This is a genomic window from Pseudomonas sp. BC42 (assembly GCF_021560055.1).
Taxonomy (GTDB): domain Bacteria; phylum Pseudomonadota; class Gammaproteobacteria; order Pseudomonadales; family Pseudomonadaceae; genus Aquipseudomonas.
Genome location: NZ_CP091067.1, coordinates 5,067,360 through 5,089,137, shown reverse-complemented (window position 1 = coordinate 5,089,137; position 21,778 = coordinate 5,067,360). Strand labels below are relative to the sequence as shown.

Here is a 21,778-nt window from a genome sequence, read left to right as displayed (position 1 = left end):
GCTGTTTTCTTTATTGTTATTCATGATCTGCTCCGATCACGTTGGCTAAGGTGTTGCGCTCCTTTGCATGACGGATCCATGGCCGCGCTCGTGCTTGAGCGCGGCACCAGCCCTCCCAGGGCCGGGATTCAGCGGTGGGCCACGCCGGGCAGTACGCAGAGCATTTCGTACAGCAGGTTGGCGCCCAGGAGCGAGGTGTTGCCGGTGGTGTCGTAAGGCGGCGAAACCTCCACCAGGTCGCAGCCCACCAGGTCCAGGCCCTGGCAGCCACGGACGATCTCGATGGCCTGGATGGTGGTCAGGCCGCCGATTTCCGGAGTCCCGGTGCCCGGTGCCCAGGCCGGGTCGATGCCGTCGATGTCGAAGCTCAGGTACACCGGGCCGTTGCCGACCTTTTCACGGACCTCGGCCATCAGAGGTTCCAGGGATTTGTGCCAGCACTCTTCGGCCTGGACCACACGGAAACCCTGTTTGCGGCTCCAGTTGAAGTCTTCGGCGGTATAGCCCTGGGCACGCAGACCGATCTGCACCACCCGGTCGCAGTCCAGCAGGCCTTCTTCCACGGCGCGGCGGAAGGTGGTGCCGTGGGCGATCTTCTCGCCGAACATGTGGTCGTTGACGTCGGCATGGGCATCGATGTGCACCAGCCCGACCTTGCCGTGTTTCTTGTGGATGGCCCGCAGGATCGGCAGGGTGATGGTGTGGTCGCCGCCCAGGGTCAGGGGAATCACGTTGTGTTCGAGGATGCCGTCGTAGGCCTCTTCGATGATGCGTACCGCGTCCAGCAGGTTGAAGGTGTTGATCGCCACATCGCCGATGTCGGCCACCGACAGGGAGTCGAACGGGGCGGCACCGGTGGCCATGTTGTAGGGGCGGATCATCACCGATTCGGCGCGGATTTCCCGCGGGCCGAACCGGGTGCCGGCACGCAGCGAGGTGCCGATGTCCAGGGGCACGCCGACGAAGGCCGCGTCCAGGCCGGCAGCGGTTTGCAGATGGGGAAGACGCATCATGGTGGCGATGCCGCCGAAGCGCGGCATTTCGTTGCCGCCCAGTGGTTGGTGGAGAATCTTGTCCACGGGATAGGCCTCATCGTTGTTTTATATTTATGAGGTTGAGGGCGCAGCAGGTGCCGCCCGATCAACCGAGTGGGCCGATTCTGCGAAATGTAGTTCGGGGAAAGAATCGCTACGGACAAATACTTAGTTCAGATTTTTCTAAACTAATGGCCAGGGCCGCGCTAGACTCTCGCGCTGCTGCCAACGCCCTGCGAAGCGTGGCTGCCTGCCCCTGTCCGCTGGTGCAGGCAGCGTTATCCGGGTGACGGGGGGCGATTGAACGTGGGCATGGATGGCATCGGGCCTGCTTCATCGCGCGGCACGAGCACGCGCACTTGTTACAGGGAAGTGGTCGTTTTGCCTGTTATCGGAGCCTGTCATGGCCAACGCTTTACCTGATCTGAAACTATTGCGCATCTTCGTCAGCGTGGTGCGCCATCAGGGGTTCGCCAATGCCCAGCACGAGCTCAATCTCTCGACTTCGGCCATCAGCACCTACATGAGCCAGCTGGAAGCCTCCCTGGGACTGGTGCTCTGTCACCGCGGCCGGGGCGGTTTCAGCCTGACCAGCAAGGGCGAGCTGTTCCACCAGGAAACCCTGCGCTTGCTGGGGGAACTGGAGGGCTTCGAGCAATACGCGGCGGCCCTCAAGGGCGAGTTGCGCGGCACCCTGAACCTGGGAGTGATCGACTCCACCGTCAGCGACAAGGCCCTGCCGTTCGCCGAGGCCATCGGCGCCTACAGTCAGGAGCATCCGGCGGTGCATCTGCACCTGTCGGTGCTGAGTCCTCATGAGTTGCAACTGGGGGTGCAGGACAACCGCCTGGACCTGGCCATCGGCGCCTTCTCCACACGCATGAGCGGCCTGGTGTACATGCCGCTGTACCGCGAGCAGCACTGGCTGTACTGCAGCAACCGGCATCCGCTGTACAGCGAGCGGCGCATCCCCGAGCAGGTCATCACCCAGCAGCGCATGGTGGGCCGCGGCTACTGGAGCCAGGCCGAGCTGGCCCGTCACGGCTTCAAGCACAGTGCGGCGACCGTGGAGAGCATGGAGGCGCAGTTGATCCTGGTGCTGTCCGGTGCCTACATCGGCTACCTGCCGGAACACTACGCCCAGGCCTGGGCCGACAAGGGGGACCTGCGGGTGCTGCTGCCGGCGACCTTCGGTTATCAGGCGCCGTTCTCCATGATCATGCGCCGTGGCCGGGGCCGTGAGCCGCTGATCCAGACCTTCCGCGACCTGCTCAAGGCCCAGCTCAACCAGTCATAAGGTATTCCCATGTCCCGAGCACGCTGCGAGCGTTGCCTGCGCCCTACGGGCCACTGTCTGTGCCCGCTGATCCCGCGGTTGTCCAGTCGCACCCGGGTGTTGCTGTTGCAGCACCCCAGCGAGGTCAACCATGCCCTGAACACGGCGCGACTGGCCGCGCTGGGGTTGAGTAGCGCCGAGTTGGTGGTGGGCGAGGTGTTCGAGGATTTGCCGGCGCTGCTCGCTCAGCCCGGATACAGGGCCTGCCTGCTGTTCCCGGCGGATGATGCCCAGCCATTGCAGGCCTACGCCGAGACGGATGAACCGTTGCTGCTGGTGGTGCCCGACGGCACCTGGCGCAAGGCGCGCAAGCTGTTGCACCTCAATCCGCTGCTGGCGGCCCTGCCGCGAGTGACCCTGGCCGCTGCCACGCCTTCGCGCTATCGCCTGCGCAAGGCCCCGGGGCCGGGTGCGCTGTCGACCCTGGAAGCGATTGTCCAGGCGTTGCAGGTGCTGGAGGCTCCGACCTCCTTCGAGCCCTTGCTGCGCCCCTTCGAGGCCTTGATCGAAGGGCAGATCGCCGCGATGGGCGAGGACACCTACCAACGCAACCATGGCGCCAATTCCTCCCTGTAAGAGGGGCGAAAACGGGACAAAGCTGCAGTGCTTTTCCCCGGTAAACGGGCTACTTCAAGGGGGCGTCTAGCGTCTCAGGTTCGCAAGGTTTTCTGCCGCAGGATGTAAATGCTGACCAGCACCGCGCTGGTCAGCATGAAGCTGCGTGCCCAGATTGACGGCACCAGGTAGCAGGAGAGACCGATGCTCAGCCACATCAGGCCGATCGCATACACCTTGCCCTTGAGCGGTATGCCGTTGCCGTCCAGGTAGTTGCATATCCATGGACCCAGGCGCGGGTGTTGCACCAGCCACTGGTAGAAGCGTGGCGAACTGCGGGCGAAACAGGCCGCCGCCAGCAGCAGGAAAGGGGTGGTGGGCAGTACCGGAAGGAAGATGCCGATGACCCCGAGCGCTACGCTCAGCCAGCCGATGGCCAGCAGAACGTAACGCAATACCCGGGGGCGTTGGCCTATGGGCTTGGCCATAGGCGCCGACTCAGTGGTGACGAGGCTTGAGCAGCGCGGGTTTTTCGTCGGGGGCGTTGCACAGCAGGTACAACGCAGTCAGGGCTTCGGGGATCTGCACGATCATGTCGTCCATCAGGTTGGCATCGGTGGCGATGTCCGAGAACTCCGGCTGCTCGTCGAACAGGCCGGAGCCGACCATGATCGGCAGCAGCATCTCGCTGACTTCTTCCTCTGCGGTTTCGAACCAGGCCGCTTCACGCAGGAATACGCCTTCCATGAACCCGATGCACCAGCCGCGCAGGTCGGAGTCATCCGGGTCGTCGCCCAGATCGAGTTCGCAGGGCAGTTCGAACTCCTCGTCGGAGGCCAGTTGGCGAGCGATGTGCGCCTTGAGGGCCAGCAGCGTGGATTCGATGGCTTCGCGTTCGGCGTCGTCGCGGTAATGCGGCTCCTCGGCGAAGAGAGCGTCGATCCACTCACGGTCGGGAACGCTTTCCGAACAGATCGACAGCGCGGTCAGGTAGCCGTGAGCGGCCACGTAGTCCAGCGCCTCGTCGTGCAGATCATCTGCGTCGAGGAAGACTTGCAGGCGGGTTAGTTGCTCAGCGAAGGACATTGACGGGCTACCTTGGGGAATAAACGATGTTGAATTCTAGGCTTTCTTGCGCGCTCAAGCCAGCCACGGGGCAGATTTGAGCGGTTCTAAAGGTTACCAGCGGTCCCTTGTCCGCGCCCTCTGTCAGGTGGGGCTCGGGTATACTCCCGCGTTTTGTGATGCCCTGCAGGCCCGAACGCAGTTGCGGACAAGTCCGCTAACGCATTTGTCGGTGAAGCGTGCCGGTTTTTCGGCCAGTCTGCGCCCAGGGAATTCGGTGATTTTTGGAGTTTTTCATGCTCGAACAGGCTCAACGCGTCCTCAAGGACATCTTCGGCTACGACAGTTTCCGTGGTCGCCAAGGTGCGATCATTGAGCGCGTGGCCAGTGGCGGCGATGCCTTGGTGCTGATGCCCACCGGTGGTGGCAAGTCCTTGTGTTTCCAGGTCCCGGCCCTGCTTCGCGAAGGATTGGCGGTGGTGGTATCGCCACTGATCGCGCTGATGGACGATCAGGTGGCCACCCTTGAGGAACTCGGTGTCGCGGCTGCCGCCTTGAACTCGACCCTGAGTGCCGAGCAGCAGCGTGACCTGGCGGCGCGTATTCGTCGCGGCGAGGTGAAGATGCTCTACCTGGCTCCTGAGCGCCTGGTTCAGCCGCGGATGCTGGCGTTCCTGCAGAACCTCGACATCGCCCTGTTCGCCATCGACGAAGCCCACTGCGTGTCCCAGTGGGGCCACGACTTCCGTCCCGAATACCTGCAGTTGGGGCAACTGGCGGAAATGTTCCCCAACGTGCCGCGCATTGCCCTGACCGCGACCGCCGACAAGCGCACCCGGGAAGAGATCGTCAATCGCCTGCACCTGCAGAACGCCGAGCGCTTTCTCTCCAGCTTCGACCGGCCGAACATCTTCTACCGCATCGTGCCCAAGGAGCAGCCGCGCAAGCAGTTGCAGGCGTTCCTCAACGAGCGGCGCAGCGATGCCGGTATCGTCTATTGCCTGTCGCGCAAGAAGGTCGACGAAGTGGCGGCCTTCCTCTGTGAGCAGGGCTTTACCGCGCTGCCGTATCACGCCGGCCTGCCCAACGAGCTGCGGGCCTATCACCAGAAGCGCTTCCTCAACGAGGAGGGCCTGATCATGGTGGCCACCATCGCTTTCGGCATGGGCATCGACAAGCCCAACGTGCGTTTTGTCGCTCATATGGATCTGCCCAAGTCCCTGGAAGCCTACTATCAGGAAACCGGTCGCGCCGGCCGTGACGGCCTGCCGGCGGATGCCTGGATGGCCTACGGGCTGCAGGACGTGCTGATGCTCAAGCAGATGCTGCAGAACTCCGAGGGCGACGAGCGCCACAAGCGTCTCGAGCAGCACAAACTCGATGCGATGTTGGCCCTGTGCGAGGAAACCCGCTGCCGGCGCCAGACATTGCTGGCCTATTTCGATGAGGACATGCCCCAGCCTTGTGGCCATTGCGACAACTGTGTCGACGGGGTGCAGACCTGGGACGCCACCGAGCCGGCACGCCAGGCACTGTCGGCGATCTATCGCACCGGCCAGCGGTATGGCGTCGGTCACCTGGTGGATGTGCTGCTGGGCAAGGACACGGAAAAAGTGCGCAGTTTCGGTCATCAGCACCTGTCGGTGTTTGGCGTCGGCAAGGCTCGCAGCGAAGGCGAGTGGCGCTCCCTGTTTCGCCAGTTGGTGGCGCGCGGGCTGGCGGATATCGACCTGGAAGGTTACGGCGGCCTGCGTCTGAGCGACAGTTGTCGTCCCTTGCTCAAGGGGGAGGTGACCCTGGAGCTGCGCCGCGATCTCAAGCCGCAGAGCAGTCCGAAAAGCAGTACCAGTCAGGCCAGCCAGCTGGTACGGGGCGAGGAGCGCGAGCAGTGGGAAGCGCTGCGAGCCCTGCGCCGCAAGCTGGCGGAAGAGCATGGGGTGCCGCCTTATGTGATTTTCCCCGACTCGACCTTGCTGGAGATGCTGCGCAGCCAGCCCGGCTCCATGGCGGAGATGGCCGAGGTCAGCGGCGTCGGCGCGCGCAAGCTGGAGCGTTATGGCGCGGCCTTCCTCGAAGTGCTGGGCGGCGGTGTCGAGGCGCCGAAGGTGGTCGCCGATATCCGTCACGAGTTGATCACCCTGGCCCGTGCCGGGATGACCCCGGTGCAGATCGCCGGGCAACTGCAATGCACGGAGAAGAATGTCTACACCTTGCTGGCCGAAGCCATAGGCAAGCAGCAGTTGTCGCTGGAACAGGCTCTGGACCTGCCGGAAGACCTGCTGGGAGAAATCCAGGATGCTTTCCTCGACGGTGAGGGCGAATTGCCGCCGGTGGCCGAGATCAGCGAGTTGTTTGCCGGACGCGTGCCTGAAGGGGTTTTGTATTGCGTGCGTGCGGCCTTGCAGTCGGAGTTTGAAATTTGAGGGGGTGCGTCAATGTTGTAACGATTCAGTCCCTTACAGGCCTTGCCTCCGGGCAAGGGGCATGCTTAGCTGACTAATAATTAGGTTTTCTTTATTTTCAGTCTGATCATGAGTGTTTTATGCCGTTAACCGATGAACACCGTTTTGGTATGCAGCTGGCGCATATGTCTCGCGGCTGGCGTGCCGAACTGGATCGCCGCCTGGCCGGGCTCGGCCTGTCCCAGGCCCGTTGGCTGGTGCTGTTGCACCTGGCCCGTTTCGAAGACGCGCCAACCCAGCGTGAGCTGGCACAAAGCGTTGGCGTGGAAGGTCCAACCCTGGCCCGTCTGCTGGACAGCCTGGAAACCCAGGGCCTGGTCCAACGCCAGGCGGTAATGGAAGATCGTCGGGCGAAGAAGATCGTGCTCTGTCCTTCCGCCCGGCCCCTGATCGAACAGATCGAAACCATTGCTACCGCCTTGCGCCATGAATTGTTCATTGGCGTGGACGATGAAGACCTGCGGGTCTGCATGCGCGTTCATGGGCGCATCCTGGCCAATCTGGAAAAATCCTGACGCCTTCCGCCGGGGTTGCCTGACCCCGGTTTGTCCTGTTTTCGCCTATCCCTGAATATTGCTGGTTGCGCCATCCGGTGCGGCACTTGCGCGTCTGTCAGAAGGTCTGGCCGAGGTTCAGCGACAGGGCCTTCTGGTTGTCGTCGTTGAAGCCGTAGCTGAAATTCAATGGCCCCAGCGGCGTATCGAACCCGAGGAAGATGCTAGCGGCATTGATATAGCCGCTGTCAAAGGCGTTGTCGTTGTTCCACGCCCGGCCACGCTCCAGCGAAGCTCCCAGGTACAGCGGGAAATCCAGCGGCAAGTAGGTGCGTGGCGTCAGTCGACGCAAGTACACCGCCCTGGCCAGGGTGATGTTCTGCCCGGACAACGCGTCCTGGCGGAAGCCCGACAGCTGCCGGGCGCCACCGAGGAGGAAGCTGGAAGTCACCACTTCGGCGTTGTCCAGGGTCCGACCGTAGCGTCCGCCCAGGACGAAGGTGTTGGGGCCGCTGCTCAAGGCCTTGTCCAGCTTGAACTCCCACTGACGGTAGCGGTTGTCCGAGCCCAGGCTTGGTTCGAACTGGCGCAGGGTCAGTCCGATGTCCTCACCGGAGTGAGGGAAGTAGACGTTGTCCAGCGAATCGAAGGAGTACTGCAACTGGTAGTAGCCTTCGTTGAAGTGCTCGCTGGGCAAGTCGTGATCGCCGATGCGTACATCGGCCTTGCCCCAGGCTTCGCCGACACCGAAGCGGACTTCGCCGCTGTTGCCGATCTGTCGTCCCAGGTTGAGGCCGAGGCCGTAGCGTTCCACGCGATATTCGGCGATCGGATCGTTGTCCAGTACCGCTTCGACGTTCTGTGCTTCAGCGGCGATGAAGGGCGCAATGAAGTAGCGCGAGCCGGCGTCCAGTGGCTGGTAGAACTCGCTGTAGATTTCCTGCTGGTCGCCGACCTGCACTCGGGTCAGCCACTCCGCACCGAGGCTGTTGATTCCGTTCATGCGGTAGCTGGCGCCGATATTGAAGGCGCTGTCGCCACGCATGTCATCGGACAGGTTCAGGCCCAGGCGCAGGTAGTCGGTGCCGCTGCGCTTGCCGCGGGCACTGATCACCAGGGTGTTGTCCGGGCCCTTGTGGGTCACGCGATACTGCACCTGCTCGAAGAAATCCAGGCCGTACAAGGTGCCCATGTCGGTCTCCAGGCGGCCCAGGTCCAGGGGCTCGCCGATCCGCTGGCGGATGTAGTAGCGAATGACTTCATCGCTGACCTTGGAGTCGTTCTCCACCTTGATCGCGCTGATGATGGGCGTGCGCTGGCTGGGCTGGCGCGCGGCCGTCAACTGCGCGTCCTGCGGCTCGGCGGGGCGCAGGCGAGCCAGGCGTGCGTCGAGGATGCGGGTGGCGCGATAGCCGGCGTCGATCACTTCCTGGGCGCGGCCGAAGTCGGTGACGCCGAAGCTCGACAGCGAAGGTTGGATCAGCACGTCGTCCTTGTGCAGGGTCGCCAGTTGTTCTTCGGAGTTGCGTCGGGTCATCAGGGTGATGGACTGGTTGAGCACATCCACCACGGTATTGAGTTGCTTGCGCGAGCGCAGCGGCGTGCCGATGTCCACCACAATGGCAATGTCGACCCCCATGTCCCGGGCCACATCCAGGGGAATGTTGTCGGTCATGCCGCCGTCCACCAAAAGCCGCCCGTCCAGTTCCACCGGGGCGAATACCGCCGGAATCGACATGCTGGCGCGGATTACCTGGGGCAGGTGGCCTTTGCGGAACACCACCTTTTCGCCGCTGGCGATGTCAGTGGCCACGGCCCGGAAGGGGATCGGCAGCTTGTCGAAGTCCCGGGTGTCACTGGCGTGGGCCAGTTTGCTTTCCAGCAACAACGCCAGGTTCTGGCCCTGGATCACCCCCAGGGGCAGGCCGAGGCTGCCGTCGTCACGGAAGCTGAGCTTCTGCTTGACCAGAAAGTCCCGATCGTCCTGCTTGCGCCGAAAGGGCACGTCTTCCCGGGGCGGGGCATCGGACAGGGCCTGTTTCCAGTCAATGTTCAGGGCCAGTTTCTCCAGCTCGTCGATCTTGTAGCCCGAAGCGTAGAGGCCACCGATCACTGCGCCCATGCTGGTGCCGGCGATCGCGTCGATGCGGATGCCTTGCTCTTCCAGGGCCTTGAGCACGCCAACATGGGCCAGGCCGCGGGCCGCGCCCCCCGAAAGCACCAGGCCGATTTTCGGTCGCGGTGCTTCACTGGATTGAGCGATCAGGGGCAGCAGGCAGAGCAACAGGCAGGACAGCAGGCGGCGCATCGTGGATCTCGGGACGGGCGATAAAGCCGGCTATTATAGCGACGCCCTTGCACCCAGGAGTCCGCCGTACCATGACTGAACGTAAACCCGAAGTGATCATCACCTATTGCACCCAATGCCAGTGGCTGCTGCGGGCGGCCTGGCTGGCCCAGGAGCTGCTGAGCACCTTCAGCGACGACCTGGGCAAGGTGTCCCTGGTGCCCGCTACCGGGGGAACCTTTCATATCAGCTGCGATGGCGTGCAGATCTGGGAGCGCAAGGCCGACGGCGGCTTTCCCGAAGCCAAGGTGCTCAAGCAAAGGGTTCGCGACTGCATCGACCCCGAGCGCGACCTGGGACACAACGATCGGGCTCAGTGAGAGCCGGCCGACGCCGTTGTGGCTGGCTTGTCTGAACGGGTCGAGAGTCGGCTCGACACCACGATCGCCACGATGATCAAGGCGCCTCCCATCAGCATGCGCAACGTCGGATTCTCGCCGAACAGCAGCCAGGCCACGGTAATCCCGTAGATCGGTTCCAGGGCGAAAACCACCGCCGCGGTGCGAGCCTTGATCACCGCCAGGCTGGCGACAAACAGGCTGTGGGCAAGACCGGTGCAGAAGATTCCCAGCAGACTGATCCATAGCCAGTCCATGGCCCGCACCTGGCCAAGCTCGGGGGCCGCCACCGGCAACAGGCACAGGGCGACCACCACGTTCTGGCAGAGGGCCGCCTGCACCGCGGGAATGCGTCCGGAGCTGGCGCGGTTGTTCAAGGACAGCAGGGCAAACAGCAGGCCCGAACCCGCGGCCCAGAGCAGGCCGGTGGTGGCCTGGCTGGCGAGGTCGAAGTCCGGGGTTACCAGCACCAAACCGATGCTCACCAGGCTCACCAGCAGCATCTCGTTGAGGCGGATCCGCTCGCGGAAGATCAGCCCCTCGAGAATGACCGTGAAGGCCGGGAAGCTGGCAAAGCCCAGGGTCGCGATGGCCACCCCGGCGACCTTCACCGCGACGAAGAAGCTGACCCAATGTCCGGCCAGCAACAGGCCGCTGAGCAGCAGGCGCCGCCAATCGGTGGCGGCCAGTTTCTGCCAGGGCGTGGCGCTGGCCAGGCGCGCGAAGCCAGCCAGGGCCAGCACGGCAAAGGCCGCACGGCCGAACACGATAACAGCAGGCGAGGCGACGGCCAGTTTGCCGAACACGCCGGTCAGGCCGAACATCAGGGCGCCGATATGCAGGGCGCCAAGGGCGGTACGCGGAGTCATCTTGATCCTTGAGCAAAAGATGGTGATGGCCTTGAAGGGCTGCGGCTCAGTTTAAGAAGGGTCGGTGCCGGCGTCTGTCGCGATCCTGGGTTTTTTTGTCGAGGGATTAGCCTGGGCTCCCTGCCGGAGCCGACGCGGGGAGTGACCGAATTCGCGCAGCATGGCGGCGGCGAAGGCGCTCTGTGAGTTGTAGCCGACCCGGCTGGCGATCTCGCCGACCGGCAGGGTCGAGCCGCGCAGCAGTTCCAGGGCCATGTGCAGGCGCCGTCGTCGCACGTATTCCATGGGCGTCTCGCCACATTCGGCGATGAACCGTGTGTGCAAGTGGGCGCTGGAAAGACCGGCAATTCGTGCCAGATCGGCCACCTGCAGCGGATGGGCGGCGTGGCGCTCTATGTGGGCCTGCATGGCGGCGTAGGGCAGCCGTCGCTCGCCAGGAGGAAGCGGCGTCGAGTGGTTGAGGCTGGCCAGCAGTAGGACTGCGCCTTGCTGGGCAATCAGGGGGTCGTCCACCGGGCTCTGCGCCAGCCAGTTGACCAGGCGGCTCTGGCTTGGCTCCAGGACCCGATGTCGGGGCGCGTCGAGCAAGCGCCGGCTGGCCTCGGCGTGTTCGCCCAAAGATTGTTGCACCCAGTGTTCACCGGGTATGTCCAGCACCAGGCAATGGCTTCCACTGGGGCTGCCGCATACATGCCGGGCGCCGGCCGGTACCACCACGAAGCTCTGTTGCTGCACCTGACTGCCCCGGCCTTCGACTTCGAAATCGAGCTGGCCACGCAGCCCGAACACCAGTTGCGCATGCTCGTGGCTGTGGGCGATCAGGTCGTGAGTGTAATGGCGCAGAGTGAGGATAGATCCCATCACGGTCTCCTTGGCAGAGGCGCAGTCTACACCGCCAGTCGGGCGGTTCGGGCTGTCATCGCATTGCCGCATTTTTGTCATGGGCTATTAATCGCTGGGGCGCAAGCTCGCAAAAAATCCCGGAGAGCGTCCATGACCCATGTCGAACTCGCCAAGCCCAGTCGCAAGCAACGGGTACGGACCTTATGGATTTCCGATGTGCACCTGGGGACCCGGGATTGCCAGGCGGAGCACCTGGCGCAGTTTCTCAAGGGCTACCAGGCCGATCGCATCTACCTGGTGGGGGACATTATCGACGGCTGGAAGCTGCGCGGTGGCATGTACTGGCCCCAGGCCCATACCAATGTGATCCGCCGCTTGCTGACCATGAGCAAGCGCGGCACCGAGGTGATCTACGTCACCGGCAATCACGATGAGTTCCTGCGCCGTTACTCCAAGCTGATTCTGGGCAACATCCAACTGGTGGACGAAGCCGTGCATGTCACGGCGGACGGTCGCCATCTGCTGGTGATTCACGGCGACCAGTTCGACGTCATCACCCGCTATCACCGTTGGCTGGCCTTTCTCGGCGACTCGGCCTACGAGTTCACCCTGACCCTCAACCGCTGGCTCAATCACTGGCGGGCGCGTTATGGCTACGGTTACTGGTCGCTGTCGGCCTACCTCAAGCACAAGGTCAAGACCGCGGTGAGCTTTATCAGTGACTTCGAGGAGGCCATTGCCCACGAGTGCGTCAAGCGCGAGCTGCACGGGGTGGTCTGTGGCCACATCCACCATGCCGAGATCCGCAAGGTCGGCGAGGTGGACTACCTCAATTGCGGTGATTGGGTCGAGTCCTGCACCGCCCTGATCGAGCATTGGGACGGCAGCATCGAACTCTATCGCCTGGCCGACGCCCAAGCCCGGGAAGCCCAGCTCAAGGCCTCGCTCACGAAAATGGCGGAGCCAGCCTGAGCCGGAGAACCATCGGGCTTCAGTCGGCGCGGGGCTGTTCCATGGCCGCCTGGTACAGCGACTGCCGTGGCTGGGCGAACAGCCGTTGCAGCATGGGTTCGAAGAAGCTCAGGGGCAGGCTGGCGTAGGTGGGGTCGAACGCCGCGGCATCGTACTTGGCGCAGAATTCGGCAGTGCGCTGGTACAGCGGATGCTCGCGAAATTGCTCGCGCAGATGGCGGTCCATGCCCAGGTGGTGGAAGAAGTAGTAGCCCTGGAAGATTCCGTGCTTTTCCACCATCCACAGGTTCTCCGGGCTGACGAAGGGCTTGAGGATGGCGGCGGCGATATCCGGATGATTGTAGGAACCCAGGGTGTCGCCGATGTCATGCAGCAGGGCGCAGACCACGTACTCCTCGTCGCGCCCGTCATGCCAGGCGCGGCTGGCGGTCTGCAGTGAATGAGTCAGACGGTCCACCGGGAAACCGCCGAAGTCGCCTTCCAGCAGTCGCAAGTGGGTCAGGATGCGGGCGGGCAGTTGCCTGGCGTAGGTGCTGAAATCCGCAGCGATGATCGCCCAGTCCTCTTGGGTGCCATCCTGCATGTGGGTGAAGCGTGCGTGAGCCTTCATCGTTCGGCCTCTTGTTGTCAGGGGAAGTCGGGCCCGAGCCCGGCCATGGTCATAGCCATGGTCGCGGGGTGGCGAGGACGGATGGCCGGTCGGCGCTAGAACGGCACCTTGCCGAGGATCATGTCGCGGTACATGACGAAGTCGCCCAGCAGGCTGTACAGCGGGTGCTGAAAGGTGGCCGGACGATTTTTTTCGAAGAAGAAATGCCCGACCCAGGCAAAGCCGTAGCCGGCCAGCGGTAGCGCCAGCAACAGCAGCCAGGCCCCTTTGCCGATGGCCAAGGCCAGGAGGAAGATCACCAGGCTGGTGCCGATAAAGTGCAGGCGACGGCAGGTGCTGTCGCTGTGCTCGCTCAGGTAATAGGGGTAGAACTCGGCGAAGCTGCTGAACTGTCGGATGTTTTCCATGGCCGCGATCTCGGTTGTTTGTTGTTGTGCGGGCGGATGTTCTGCGGGAGCTTATGTGAGTCTAGAGTCCCTGGTTGCGCTGGCCAGTGACAATAGGCGCCACTTTAGTATCCTTGGGCAATTGGCCGTAGCATGCGGCTTGTCATGTAAGAAGCCCTCATGAGCGAACGAACGACTTCTGCAAGCTGGGCCTTGGGAATAGTCAAGGCTCTGGAGATGGATGGCCTGGACTGCCGCGCTTTGTTCGAGCAGTTGGGGCTCGACTACGGCGCTCTCGAAGACCCCGACGCGCGCTTCCCCCAGGATTCGATGACCCGGCTCTGGCAGCGTGCCGTCGAGTTGTCCGGCAACCCGGCGATCGGCCTGAACATGGGCAAGGTGGTGCGTCCGGCATCCTTTCATGTGGCCGGTTACGCCTTGATGTCGAGTCGTACCCTGGTCGAAGGCTTTCAGCGTCTGGTGCGCTATCAGCGCATCATTGCCGAAAGCGCCGACCTGAGCTTTCGTCTTTTACCCGAGGGTTATGCGCTGATCCTGACGGTACATGGCGACCATCTGCCGCCCACCCGGCAAAGTGCCGAGGCCTCGCTGGCCTGCGCACTGGCCCTGTGCAGCTGGTTGACCGGACGGGCCCTGCAGCCACGCAAGGTACTGCTGCAAGGCGAGCAGCCCGAGGACCTGCAGCCTTACAAGGAGATGTTCCATGCCCCGCTGGCGTTCTCCGCGCCCTTTGATGCACTGATCTTCGAACGCGCCGACATGGAGGCGCCACTGCCCACGGCCAACGAGGCGATGGCCTTGCTGCACGATCGTTTTGCCGGCGAGTACCTGGCGCGCTTTTCTGAAAGCCGGGTGACCCACAAGGCGCGGCAGGTGCTGTGCCGCCTGTTGCCCCAGGGCGAGCCCAAGCGCGAGGTGGTGGCGCAGACCCTGCACCTGTCGCAGCGCACGTTGCAGCGTCGTCTGCAGGAGGAGGGCACCAGCTTCCAGACCCTGCTGGACGACACCCGGCGAGAGTTGGCCGAGCAGTATCTGGCGCAGCCGCGCATGACCTTGCTGGAGATTGCCTACCTGTTGGGGTTCGCCGATCCGAGCAATTTCTTCCGGGCGTTTCGCCGCTGGTTCGATACCACGCCGGGTGAGTATCGGGCACGCTTGCTGGCGCTGCCGGCGTCGGTCAATGACGCCAGAACGCCGGAATACACAACACGAACACCGTGATGATCTCCAGTCGGCCCAGGAGCATGCCCAGGGACAGGATCCACTTGGCGGCATCCGGCAGGGTCGAGAAGTTGCCCGCCGGGCCGATGGTTTCGCCCAGGCCCGGGCCCACGCCGGACACGGTGCTGGCGGCGCCGGTCAGGGCGGTCATCCAGTCCAGGCCCAGGAGCGACAGGGCCAGGGCAATCATGCAGATGGTGATGGCGAAGAAGAACGAGAAGGTCAGGATCGAACGGACGATTTCCTCGTCCAGGCGGTGGCCGTTGTACTTCTGCTTGATCACCGCCCGGGGGTGGATCAACTGATTGAGGTTGGCCTTGAGCAGGATGTAGGCCACCTGGAAGCGGAAGATCTTGATCCCTCCGGCCGTGGAGCCTGAACAGCCGCCGACGAACCCCAGATAAAAGAACAGCATCAGTGAGAAATTGCCCCACAGGCTGTAGTCGCCCAAGGCGAACCCGGTGGTGGTGACCACTGAGGTCACGTTCAGCGCCACGTGACGCAGGGCGTCCAGCCAGTGCAGGTCGGTGGTCCACCAGTACCAGGTGCCCAGCACCAGCCAGGTCACCAGGAGCATGCCGAGCAGGCCCTGGACCTGCTGATCCTTGATCAACGCCTTGCGGTTGCCGCGCAGGGTCGCCACATAGAGGGCGAAGGGCAGGCTGCCGAGGATCATCACCACCACCGCCACCCAGTGCACTGCCGGTTGCTGCCAGTGGGCCAGGGAGTCGTCGGAGGTGGAGAAACCGCCGGTGGAGATTGCCGACATGGCGTGGTTGATGGCGTCGAACACGTTCATGCCGGCCCACCAGAACGCCAGGCTGCCGAAGATGGTGATACCGACATAGGTGGCGACGATCAGGCGCGCCACCATGTGCGAGCGCGGCATGACCTTTTCCGAGCGGTCCGAGGACTCGGTCTGGAACAGGCGCATGCCGCCAATGCGCAGCAGCGGCAGGATCGCCACCGCCATGCCGATAAAGCCGATGCCCCCCAGCCAGTGCAGCATCGAGCGCCAGATCAGGATGCCCGGGGACATGCTGTCCAGGCCGCTGAGCACCGTGGCGCCAGTGGCGGTGATGCCGGACATGCTTTCGAAGAACGAATCGGTGTAGCTGATGTGCTGGGTCAGCAGGAACGGCAGGGCGGCAAAGATACACACCACCACCCAGCTGGAAACCGTCAGCAGGTACATGTCTCGCGGGCGCAGGTGGATGTGCTCGGGGCGACCGGGAATCACCAGGGCCAGCCCGGCGATAAAGGTGATCATGCTGGCCCAGAGGAAGGACGGCAGGTCGCCGGTGCGTTCGAAGATCACCAGTGTCGCCATCGGTACCACCATGGCGATGGCCAGGGTGATGAGGAAGATGCCGATGATGAAGCCAATGATTCTTAAAGTCGGCAACGCCATGTATTGCGCTCGGGCTGGTAGGTGAAGGGCGCTCATTCTACCTGCGGGGCAGGGCATGTAAACCGGCACCCCGGCGGCGGATGCCGTTAGAATGGCCGGACATTTTTTTCAGGAGGTGGCCGATGGAGGCTCTCGACGCTTTGCTCAACCGTGTTTCCGTGCCGCGCCTGGTGGAGCCTGCGCCCAGCGCCGCGCAGCGCGAAGCACTGTTCGCCGCCGCCTTGCGCGCGCCGGACCACGGGCAATTGCGCCCCTGGCGGTTCCTCACCGTCGAAGGCCAAGCCCGTGATCAGTTGGGCGAACTGCTGGTTGAAGCCGTACAGCTGCAAGGCGGCGAAGTGACTCAGGCCGCGCTGGACAAGGCCCGGGCCATGCCGCTGCGTGCACCGCTGGTGGTAGTGGTCGTGGCGCGGCTGCAGGAGCATTTCAAGGTGCCCAAGTCCGAGCAATTGCTGGCGGCGGGCTGTGCAGCCCACGGTATCCTGCTGGCGGCCTATGCCCAGGGCATTGGCGCCGTGTGGCGCACCGGCGAGTTGTCCTATTCGCCGCACGTGGCCAAGGGGCTGGGCCTGACGGAGGGGGAAGAGATCATTGCCTTCCTGTACCTGGGGACGCCGCTGAACGAGCCTCGGGTCGCACCAAAAGTCGATACCAGCGAGTTTGTCAGCGCCTGGAGCGCCAAGGCCTGATCGACACCAGCGGTCGCTGTGTTGCATCGCGGGCAAGCCTGTTACCGCCGGACCTGGCGGTAGCGGCTTGCCCGCGCTGGTTTCAGGCGGGGGCTGGCGCGCCGGGCATCAGGGGCAACTCCAGGGTGGCGATGAAGCCGCCCTGGGAGTGATTGTCCAGTAACAGACTGCCGCCGTGACGCTCCGCCGCCCGGCGAGCAATGGCCAGGCCCAGGCCATGGCCGGGTGCGCTTTGCCCTGGTGCGCGGAAGAACGGCTCACCCAACTGTTTCAGGTGTTCGGCGCCCACCCCGGGCCCGTGGTCGCGCACGCTGATCAGGATCCTGTCGCCCTGGCGCAGGGCCTGGACCTCGATCGGTTGCCCGGCGGGGTTGAAGCGCTGGGCATTGCGCAGCAGGTTGTCCACCGCCCGCTCCAGCATGGTCGGCCAGCCTCGCAGGCTCAGCTGCGGTTGGGCGTCGATCTGCACCTGTTGCTCCGGGCAGGCCAGTTGCGCGTCTTTTTGCAGGGCCAGCAGCAAGGCATTGAGGTCCACGTCCTCGGCGCTGGCGTTGTCCGCGTCGACCCGGGCCAGCACCAGGATCTCGCTGATCAGCGCCTCCAGGCGATCGCATTCCCGAGTCAGTCGGGGCCACAGCCGCTCCCGCTCTTCGGGGGCGGCACGCTCGGCCAGGGCCAGGGCAATGCGCAGCCGTGCCAGGGGGGAGCGCAGTTCGTGGGACACATCCCGCAGCAACTGACGCTGGCTGCCAATCAGGCTTTGCAGACGCGAGCCCATGCGGTTGAAGTCCCGGGCCAGCACGCCGAACTCGTCGCGCCGATTGGCCAGGCGCGCCAGGCTGTTCTGCTGATAGCTGGCCTGGCCCAGATCGTGTACGGCGCCGCGCAGGCGGCTCAGCGGACGGGTGATGGACAGGGTTACCAGCAGGCTGAACAGGGTCAGCACCACCAGGGCAATGGCCAGGGCGCTGAGGGGCCAGGTCAGGCTGTCGCGGTGCCAGGCATCCAGCTCCGGATGGGGGATGCGGTAGATGAACAGATAGGTATCGCCGGTGGTCGGGCTGGTGTATTCCGCGGTCAGGCGGCGCCAGGGCAGGTGGCGGTCGTCGTTGTTCTGCCGGGCCTCGAAGGCGGCGGCGCGGCGCGGGAAAGTCCCGCGTACCACCGGGTCGCCGCTCTCATTGAGGACCTGGACATCGATGTGGTACTGGCGCTTGCGCTGCTGGAGGATGTCCTGGGCGGCGTCTTCGCCCTGGGTTTCGTAGGTTTGCGTCCACTCCGCGGTGAGGCTGTTGAGCCCCGGATGGCGACTGAGGATCCAGGCGTCCTGGTTGAGCATGTGCCCGAGCAGGATCGACAACCCGGCAACCAGGGTGATGGCCAGCCAGAAACTGGCCAGGATGCGCCAGAACAATGAACGCACAGAGACTCCTCGAACGCGAAAGCCCAGTGGCGCAGGCCACTGGGCTGGGGGATGGACGCTAACGCATTATTGCGCTTTTTGCGGTTGTTGCGCTTTCCAGGCCTTGAACTCGGTCCATTCGGCGCGACGTTCCTCTTGTTTCTTCACGATGGCGTCGAATTCTTTCTGCTGCTCGGGCTTGAGCAGGGCGCGGATGTCAGCCTGGGTTTTCTGCTGTTTGGCGGCCAGTTCGTCTTTCATGGCTTTCTGGTCGGCCGGCGAGAGTTTCTCCAGGTATTTTTCCACGACGGCCTTGCGGTCGTGCATTTGCTCGCCCATCAGCTTGCCGATCTGTTGGCGTTGCTCACGGCTCAGGTCCAGTTGACCGAAGGGGCCTTTGCCGCGCATGTGCTCGCTGTGCCGTGGACCGTCCATCGGCCCCATCGGGCCGTTGCCCTCAGGCATGGCCATGGCCACGGTTGGCAGGGCGGCGGCGAACAACAGAGCGATCAGGGTCTTGCGCATGGTGTGTCTCCTTGTCTCATTCCCGGTAAGTTCCGGATGAGTTCAGGTTACCCAGATCAAGGTCAGCGGCGGTCAGTGGAGGGTAAAGCTTGGGTAAAGACGCCGGGTCGGCGTCCTGACAATGGCGTCGGGACGCGGTTACAGGCTGTAGTAGTAGCCGCGGCTGCGCAGGGCAACGATGCGCGGGCGACCATCTGGGTGGGGGCCGATCTTCTTGCGCAGATTGCTGACGTGCATGTCCAGGCTGCGGTCGTACAGGGTCAGCTTGCGGCCCAGCGCGATCTGCGCCAGTTCCTGCTTGTCCAGCGGCTCGCCAGGTTGCTTGAGCAGGGCCTCCAGCAGGCGACTTTCGGAAACCGTGAGACTGATGTCCTGCTCGTCAATGGTGGCCACGCCGCGAATCGGGCTGAAGCATAAGTCGCCCAGCTCCAGCTGGCTGGAAGCCGCCACCGGGTGGCTGCGGCGCAGGACGGCGCGCAGGCGGGCAGTGAGTTCGCGAGGGTCGCAAGGCTTGGCCAGGTAGTCGTCGGCGCCCAGTTCCAGGCCGAGGATGCGGTCCAGGGGCTCGCCGCGGGCCGAAAGCATCAGCACCGGCAGGTCGGGGTGGTCGTTGCGCAGTTGCTTGAGCAGTTCCAGGCCGCTGCCGTCGGGCAGCATGACGTCCAGCACCACGGCTGCCGGGGCCGCTTCGGCCAGGGCCCGGCGTGCGCTCAAGCCATCGTGGCAGGCACGTACTTGAAAGCCTTCCTGGCCGAGCCAACTGCTCAGGAGCTCGCACAGCTCCTGGTCATCATCAATCAGTAACAGGTCGCTCATGAATCACTCAATTTAGCCATTGTCGACGCTTGCGATGCCCGCCACTGGCGAAGATACCGCAGAGCAGGGCGATGAGGGCCACGCCGCCGCCAGTGACGAACCATTGCTGCTGATCGGTCAGCAGTCGCGGCACCGGGTTGGCCTGGGCCTCTTTGAGCTGCAGCTTGAGGCGCTGGTTCTCCTGGCGCAAGCGGGCCAGTTGTGGGCTTTCCCGTTCGGCGTCGGCGCTTTGCAATTGTTTGCTCAGCTCTTCTCGCAGGCGCTCGCTTTCTTTCAAGCGTTGCTGCAACTCGGTGATCTGACTGCCGGCGCTCAGGGACAGCGGCGTCGAATGGCCGGTTTCCTGGGTTTCCTCGGCAAGGGCCGGAGCCCCGATCGACAACATGACCAACAGCAGACACAGCGGACCTTGGCGCATCGAAACTCCTGATTCCAATCGAGTGTTGGGCAGGTTGTCGGCCGTCAAACGAGAATAATGAGCGATTGAGAACGCGATGGACCCTGAAGGTTCATCGCGTCGGGGAGGATTTACGGCATCGATTGCCTGAACGGCTTGACCAGCACGTTGGCGTAGACGCCGGCAGTGACGAAGGGGTCGGCCTCGGCCCAGGCCTGGGCGGCTTCCAGGGACTCGAACTCGGCCACGATCAGGCTGCCGGTGAAGCCGGCAGCGCCGGGGTCGTTGCTGTCGATCGCCGGGTGCGGGCCGGCCAGCACCACACGCCCTTGCTCATTGAGTACTTGCAGTCGCTCCAGGTGCGCCGGGCGTGCGGCCAGGCGTTTTTCCAGGGAGTTGGCGACGTCTGTGGCAATGATTGCGTAAAGCATGTCAGTCCTCGGTTTTCGGGGTAGTGGGATCGGCGTCATGCAGGTGGCGCGACAGGTAGATGCCCTGGCCCACCAGGAATAGTACGGTCATGCCCAGGCTGCCGAAGACTTTGAAGTCGACCCAGATGCTCTGGAAAGTGAAGGCGACGAACAGGTTGGCGGCGCCGCAGAACAGGAAGAACGCGATCCAGGCGATGTTCAGGCGGGTCCACACCGGATCAGGCAGGGTCAAGGCGTGGCCCATGATGCGCTTGATCAGCAGGCGGTCGCCGACGAAATGGCTGCCGATGAAGGCCAGGGCGAACAGCCAGTTGACCACCGGGGCTTTCCACTTGAGGAAGGTTTCGCTGTGGAAGGCCAGGGTCAGGCTGCCGAAGACCAGGCAGGCGACCAGGGTCAGCCATTGGCTCTTTTCCAGTTTGCGCTGGGAAATGAACAGTGCGCCGTACACCACCAGGGAACTGATGATCAGCACCGCCGTGGCGCTGTAGATGCCGCCCACGGTGACTTCGTGCCCGGCCAGGTCGACGACCCGGGGATCGATTTTATAGACGATGAAAAACAGGAACAGCGGGATGAAGTCGATGAATTGTTTCACAGTGGCAGCCAGAAGCAGGATGTGGCGGCATAATAACAAACATCCTTGGTCGCGAAAGCGCCAGCTGACTTGAGGTTTTAACATCCTGTGAATGTCGATTTGCACTGCCATAGCACGGCCTCCGACGGCGCCCTGGCGCCTGCGGTTCTGGTTGCGCGTGCGTACGAGAGAGGCGTGCGAATCCTGTCCCTGACCGATCACGACACCCTCGAAGGGCTGGACGAGGCCCGTCAGGCAGCGGCGCAACTGGGCATGCAACTGGTCAATGGCGTCGAACTGTCCTGCACCTGGGGCGGCGCCACTATTCATGTGCTGGGCTACGGATTCGATACCCGGGCCCCGGCCCTGGTGACAGCCATCGAGAAACTTCACGCAGGGCGCTGGCTGCGTTCCGAGGAAATCAGCCGCAAGCTGGCTCTCAAGGGCATGCCGGGCGCTTTGGAAGGCGCCCGGGCCATCCAGCAGGAGCTGGGAGACAGCGGCAACGCCCCGGCGCGGCCGCACTTTGCCGACTACCTGGTGCGTGCCGGCTTCGTCAAGGACCGCGCCGAAGCCTTCCGCAAGTGGCTGGGGGCGGGAAAGCTGGGTGACGTCAAGCTGCACTGGCCCACCCTGGAGGAAACGGTCGGCACCCTGCGCGAGGCCGGTGCCTGGGTCAGCCTGGCCCATCCTTGGCACTACGATTTCACCCGCAGCAAGCGTCGCCGTCTGATTGCCGACTATATTCAAGCCGGTGGTCATGCAATCGAAGTGGTCAATGGCCATCAACCTGCGGAGCAAGTGGGCAGTTTGGCTATTCTTGCTCGTGAATTCGGACTGCTGGTCAGCGCCGGCAGTGACTTTCATGGTCCAGGAGGCTGGTCCGAGATCGGCGAATACCGCCCGGTACCCGAGGATCTGCCACCGCTATGGTGTCGCTTCAAACATGAGCCAATTATTGCCGCCTGAACAGGTAG

24 protein-coding genes are annotated in these 21,778 nt (G+C 63.6%); 9 read left to right on the top strand and 15 right to left on the bottom strand.

Annotation, left to right across the window (positions count from 1 at the left end; all coding sequences use genetic code 11):
* Positions 1 to 128 precede the first annotated feature (128 nt).
* Positions 129 to 1,079 carry an agmatinase gene (gene speB / locus L1O02_RS22925; RefSeq protein WP_060838089.1) on the bottom strand — a complete coding sequence of 317 codons (951 nt, stop codon included), beginning with the start codon at positions 1,077 to 1,079 and terminating at the stop codon, positions 129 to 131.
* A gap of 358 nt (positions 1,080 to 1,437) precedes the next feature.
* Between speB and L1O02_RS22920 the strand changes: the two genes are divergently transcribed.
* Together L1O02_RS22920 and L1O02_RS22915 are read left to right on the top strand one after the other, a co-directional pair.
* Entirely contained in the window at positions 1,438 to 2,331 is an 894-nt protein-coding gene (locus L1O02_RS22920; RefSeq protein ID WP_060838090.1) for a LysR family transcriptional regulator, read from the top strand.
* A gap of 9 nt (positions 2,332 to 2,340) precedes the next feature.
* On the top strand, positions 2,341 to 2,946 hold the full coding sequence (locus L1O02_RS22915; RefSeq protein WP_108544752.1) for a DTW domain-containing protein: 606 nt from the start codon (positions 2,341 to 2,343) through the stop codon (positions 2,944 to 2,946).
* A 74-nt stretch (positions 2,947 to 3,020) separates the two neighbouring features.
* Here the strand turns inward: L1O02_RS22915 and L1O02_RS22910 are convergent, their stop codons facing one another.
* Positions 3,021 to 3,413: a YbaN family protein gene (locus tag L1O02_RS22910; RefSeq protein ID WP_108544753.1), complete on the bottom strand. Its 393-nt coding sequence runs from the start codon at positions 3,411 to 3,413 to the stop codon at positions 3,021 to 3,023.
* A gap of 10 nt (positions 3,414 to 3,423) precedes the next feature.
* Complete coding sequence (locus L1O02_RS22905; RefSeq protein WP_016962628.1) at positions 3,424 to 4,011, bottom strand: YecA family protein; 588 nt, start codon at positions 4,009 to 4,011, stop codon at positions 3,424 to 3,426.
* Between the two features lie 275 nt (positions 4,012 to 4,286).
* Here L1O02_RS22905 and recQ point away from each other — a divergent pair, with 275 nt between their 5' ends.
* Positions 4,287 to 6,413 carry a DNA helicase RecQ gene (recQ, locus tag L1O02_RS22900; protein WP_060838093.1) on the top strand — a complete coding sequence of 709 codons (2,127 nt, stop codon included), beginning with the start codon at positions 4,287 to 4,289 and terminating at the stop codon, positions 6,411 to 6,413.
* 119 nt (positions 6,414 to 6,532) lie between these two features.
* Entirely contained in the window at positions 6,533 to 6,967 is a 435-nt protein-coding gene (locus L1O02_RS22895; protein WP_016962630.1) for a MarR family transcriptional regulator, read from the top strand.
* A gap of 97 nt (positions 6,968 to 7,064) precedes the next feature.
* Here the strand turns inward: L1O02_RS22895 and L1O02_RS22890 are convergent, their stop codons facing one another.
* Positions 7,065 to 9,254, bottom strand: a complete 2,190-nt coding sequence (locus L1O02_RS22890; RefSeq protein ID WP_108544754.1) for a patatin-like phospholipase family protein — start codon at positions 9,252 to 9,254, stop codon at positions 7,065 to 7,067.
* A gap of 71 nt (positions 9,255 to 9,325) precedes the next feature.
* Between L1O02_RS22890 and L1O02_RS22885 the strand changes: the two genes are divergently transcribed.
* A complete protein-coding gene (locus L1O02_RS22885) occupies positions 9,326 to 9,613 on the top strand; it encodes a SelT/SelW/SelH family protein (protein ID WP_060838095.1) in 288 nt (95 codons plus the stop codon).
* Here the strand turns inward: L1O02_RS22885 and L1O02_RS22880 are convergent.
* Positions 9,607 to 10,500, bottom strand: a complete 894-nt coding sequence (locus L1O02_RS22880) for a DMT family transporter (protein ID WP_108544755.1) — start codon at positions 10,498 to 10,500, stop codon at positions 9,607 to 9,609. The genes L1O02_RS22885 and L1O02_RS22880 overlap by 7 nt on opposite strands.
* Before the next feature lie 51 nt (positions 10,501 to 10,551).
* A complete protein-coding gene (locus L1O02_RS22875; RefSeq protein WP_060842789.1) occupies positions 10,552 to 11,361 on the bottom strand; it encodes an AraC family transcriptional regulator in 810 nt (269 codons plus the stop codon).
* Between the two features lie 132 nt (positions 11,362 to 11,493).
* Here L1O02_RS22875 and L1O02_RS22870 point away from each other — a divergent pair, with 132 nt between their 5' ends.
* Positions 11,494 to 12,315 (top strand): UDP-2,3-diacylglucosamine diphosphatase, encoded by an 822-nt coding sequence (locus L1O02_RS22870; protein ID WP_060838098.1) that lies wholly within the window; start codon positions 11,494 to 11,496, stop codon positions 12,313 to 12,315.
* A gap of 19 nt (positions 12,316 to 12,334) precedes the next feature.
* Here L1O02_RS22870 and L1O02_RS22865 read toward each other — a convergent pair whose 3' ends face one another.
* Positions 12,335 to 12,925, bottom strand: coding sequence for an HD domain-containing protein (locus L1O02_RS22865; RefSeq protein ID WP_060838099.1), 591 nt, complete (start codon positions 12,923 to 12,925; stop codon positions 12,335 to 12,337).
* Between the two features lie 95 nt (positions 12,926 to 13,020).
* Positions 13,021 to 13,332, bottom strand: coding sequence for a DUF962 domain-containing protein (locus L1O02_RS22860; protein ID WP_060838100.1), 312 nt, complete (start codon positions 13,330 to 13,332; stop codon positions 13,021 to 13,023).
* Positions 13,333 to 13,491: 159 nt separating this feature from the next.
* On the opposite strand from L1O02_RS22860, the gene L1O02_RS22855 reads away from it, so the two are divergent.
* Entirely contained in the window at positions 13,492 to 14,553 is a 1,062-nt protein-coding gene (locus L1O02_RS22855; protein ID WP_060838101.1) for an AraC family transcriptional regulator, read from the top strand.
* Here the strand turns inward: L1O02_RS22855 and L1O02_RS22850 are convergent.
* Positions 14,510 to 15,964: a TrkH family potassium uptake protein gene (locus L1O02_RS22850; protein ID WP_016962638.1), complete on the bottom strand. Its 1,455-nt coding sequence runs from the start codon at positions 15,962 to 15,964 to the stop codon at positions 14,510 to 14,512. The two genes, L1O02_RS22855 and L1O02_RS22850, sit on opposite strands and share 44 nt — an antisense overlap.
* A 122-nt stretch (positions 15,965 to 16,086) precedes the next feature.
* On the opposite strand from L1O02_RS22850, the gene L1O02_RS22845 reads away from it, so the two are divergent.
* Positions 16,087 to 16,653, top strand: a complete 567-nt coding sequence (locus tag L1O02_RS22845; RefSeq protein ID WP_060838102.1) for a nitroreductase family protein — start codon at positions 16,087 to 16,089, stop codon at positions 16,651 to 16,653.
* A gap of 82 nt (positions 16,654 to 16,735) precedes the next feature.
* Here L1O02_RS22845 and L1O02_RS22840 read toward each other — a convergent pair whose 3' ends face one another.
* The 6 genes from L1O02_RS22840 to L1O02_RS22815 form a co-directional block, all read right to left on the bottom strand.
* Positions 16,736 to 18,076 carry a HAMP domain-containing sensor histidine kinase gene (locus L1O02_RS22840; RefSeq protein ID WP_060842793.1) on the bottom strand — a complete coding sequence of 447 codons (1,341 nt, stop codon included), beginning with the start codon at positions 18,074 to 18,076 and terminating at the stop codon, positions 16,736 to 16,738.
* Positions 18,077 to 18,142: 66 nt separating this feature from the next.
* Positions 18,143 to 18,580 (bottom strand): LTXXQ domain protein, encoded by a 438-nt coding sequence (locus L1O02_RS22835; protein ID WP_235758751.1) that lies wholly within the window; start codon positions 18,578 to 18,580, stop codon positions 18,143 to 18,145.
* Positions 18,581 to 18,718: 138 nt separating this feature from the next.
* Positions 18,719 to 19,396: a response regulator transcription factor gene (locus tag L1O02_RS22830; protein ID WP_016965848.1), complete on the bottom strand. Its 678-nt coding sequence runs from the start codon at positions 19,394 to 19,396 to the stop codon at positions 18,719 to 18,721.
* A gap of 7 nt (positions 19,397 to 19,403) precedes the next feature.
* Complete coding sequence (locus L1O02_RS22825) at positions 19,404 to 19,814, bottom strand: translation initiation factor 2 (protein ID WP_016965849.1); 411 nt, start codon at positions 19,812 to 19,814, stop codon at positions 19,404 to 19,406.
* A 110-nt stretch (positions 19,815 to 19,924) separates the two neighbouring features.
* Positions 19,925 to 20,224, bottom strand: coding sequence for a YciI family protein (locus tag L1O02_RS22820; protein WP_060838104.1), 300 nt, complete (start codon positions 20,222 to 20,224; stop codon positions 19,925 to 19,927).
* A 1-nt stretch (position 20,225) separates the two neighbouring features.
* Positions 20,226 to 20,822 (bottom strand): septation protein A, encoded by a 597-nt coding sequence (locus L1O02_RS22815; RefSeq protein ID WP_108544757.1) that lies wholly within the window; start codon positions 20,820 to 20,822, stop codon positions 20,226 to 20,228.
* Between the two features lie 87 nt (positions 20,823 to 20,909).
* On the opposite strand from L1O02_RS22815, the gene L1O02_RS22810 reads away from it, so the two are divergent.
* Positions 20,910 to 21,770: a PHP domain-containing protein gene (locus L1O02_RS22810; protein WP_016965852.1), complete on the top strand. Its 861-nt coding sequence runs from the start codon at positions 20,910 to 20,912 to the stop codon at positions 21,768 to 21,770.
* Positions 21,771 to 21,778: the final 8 nt, after the last annotated feature.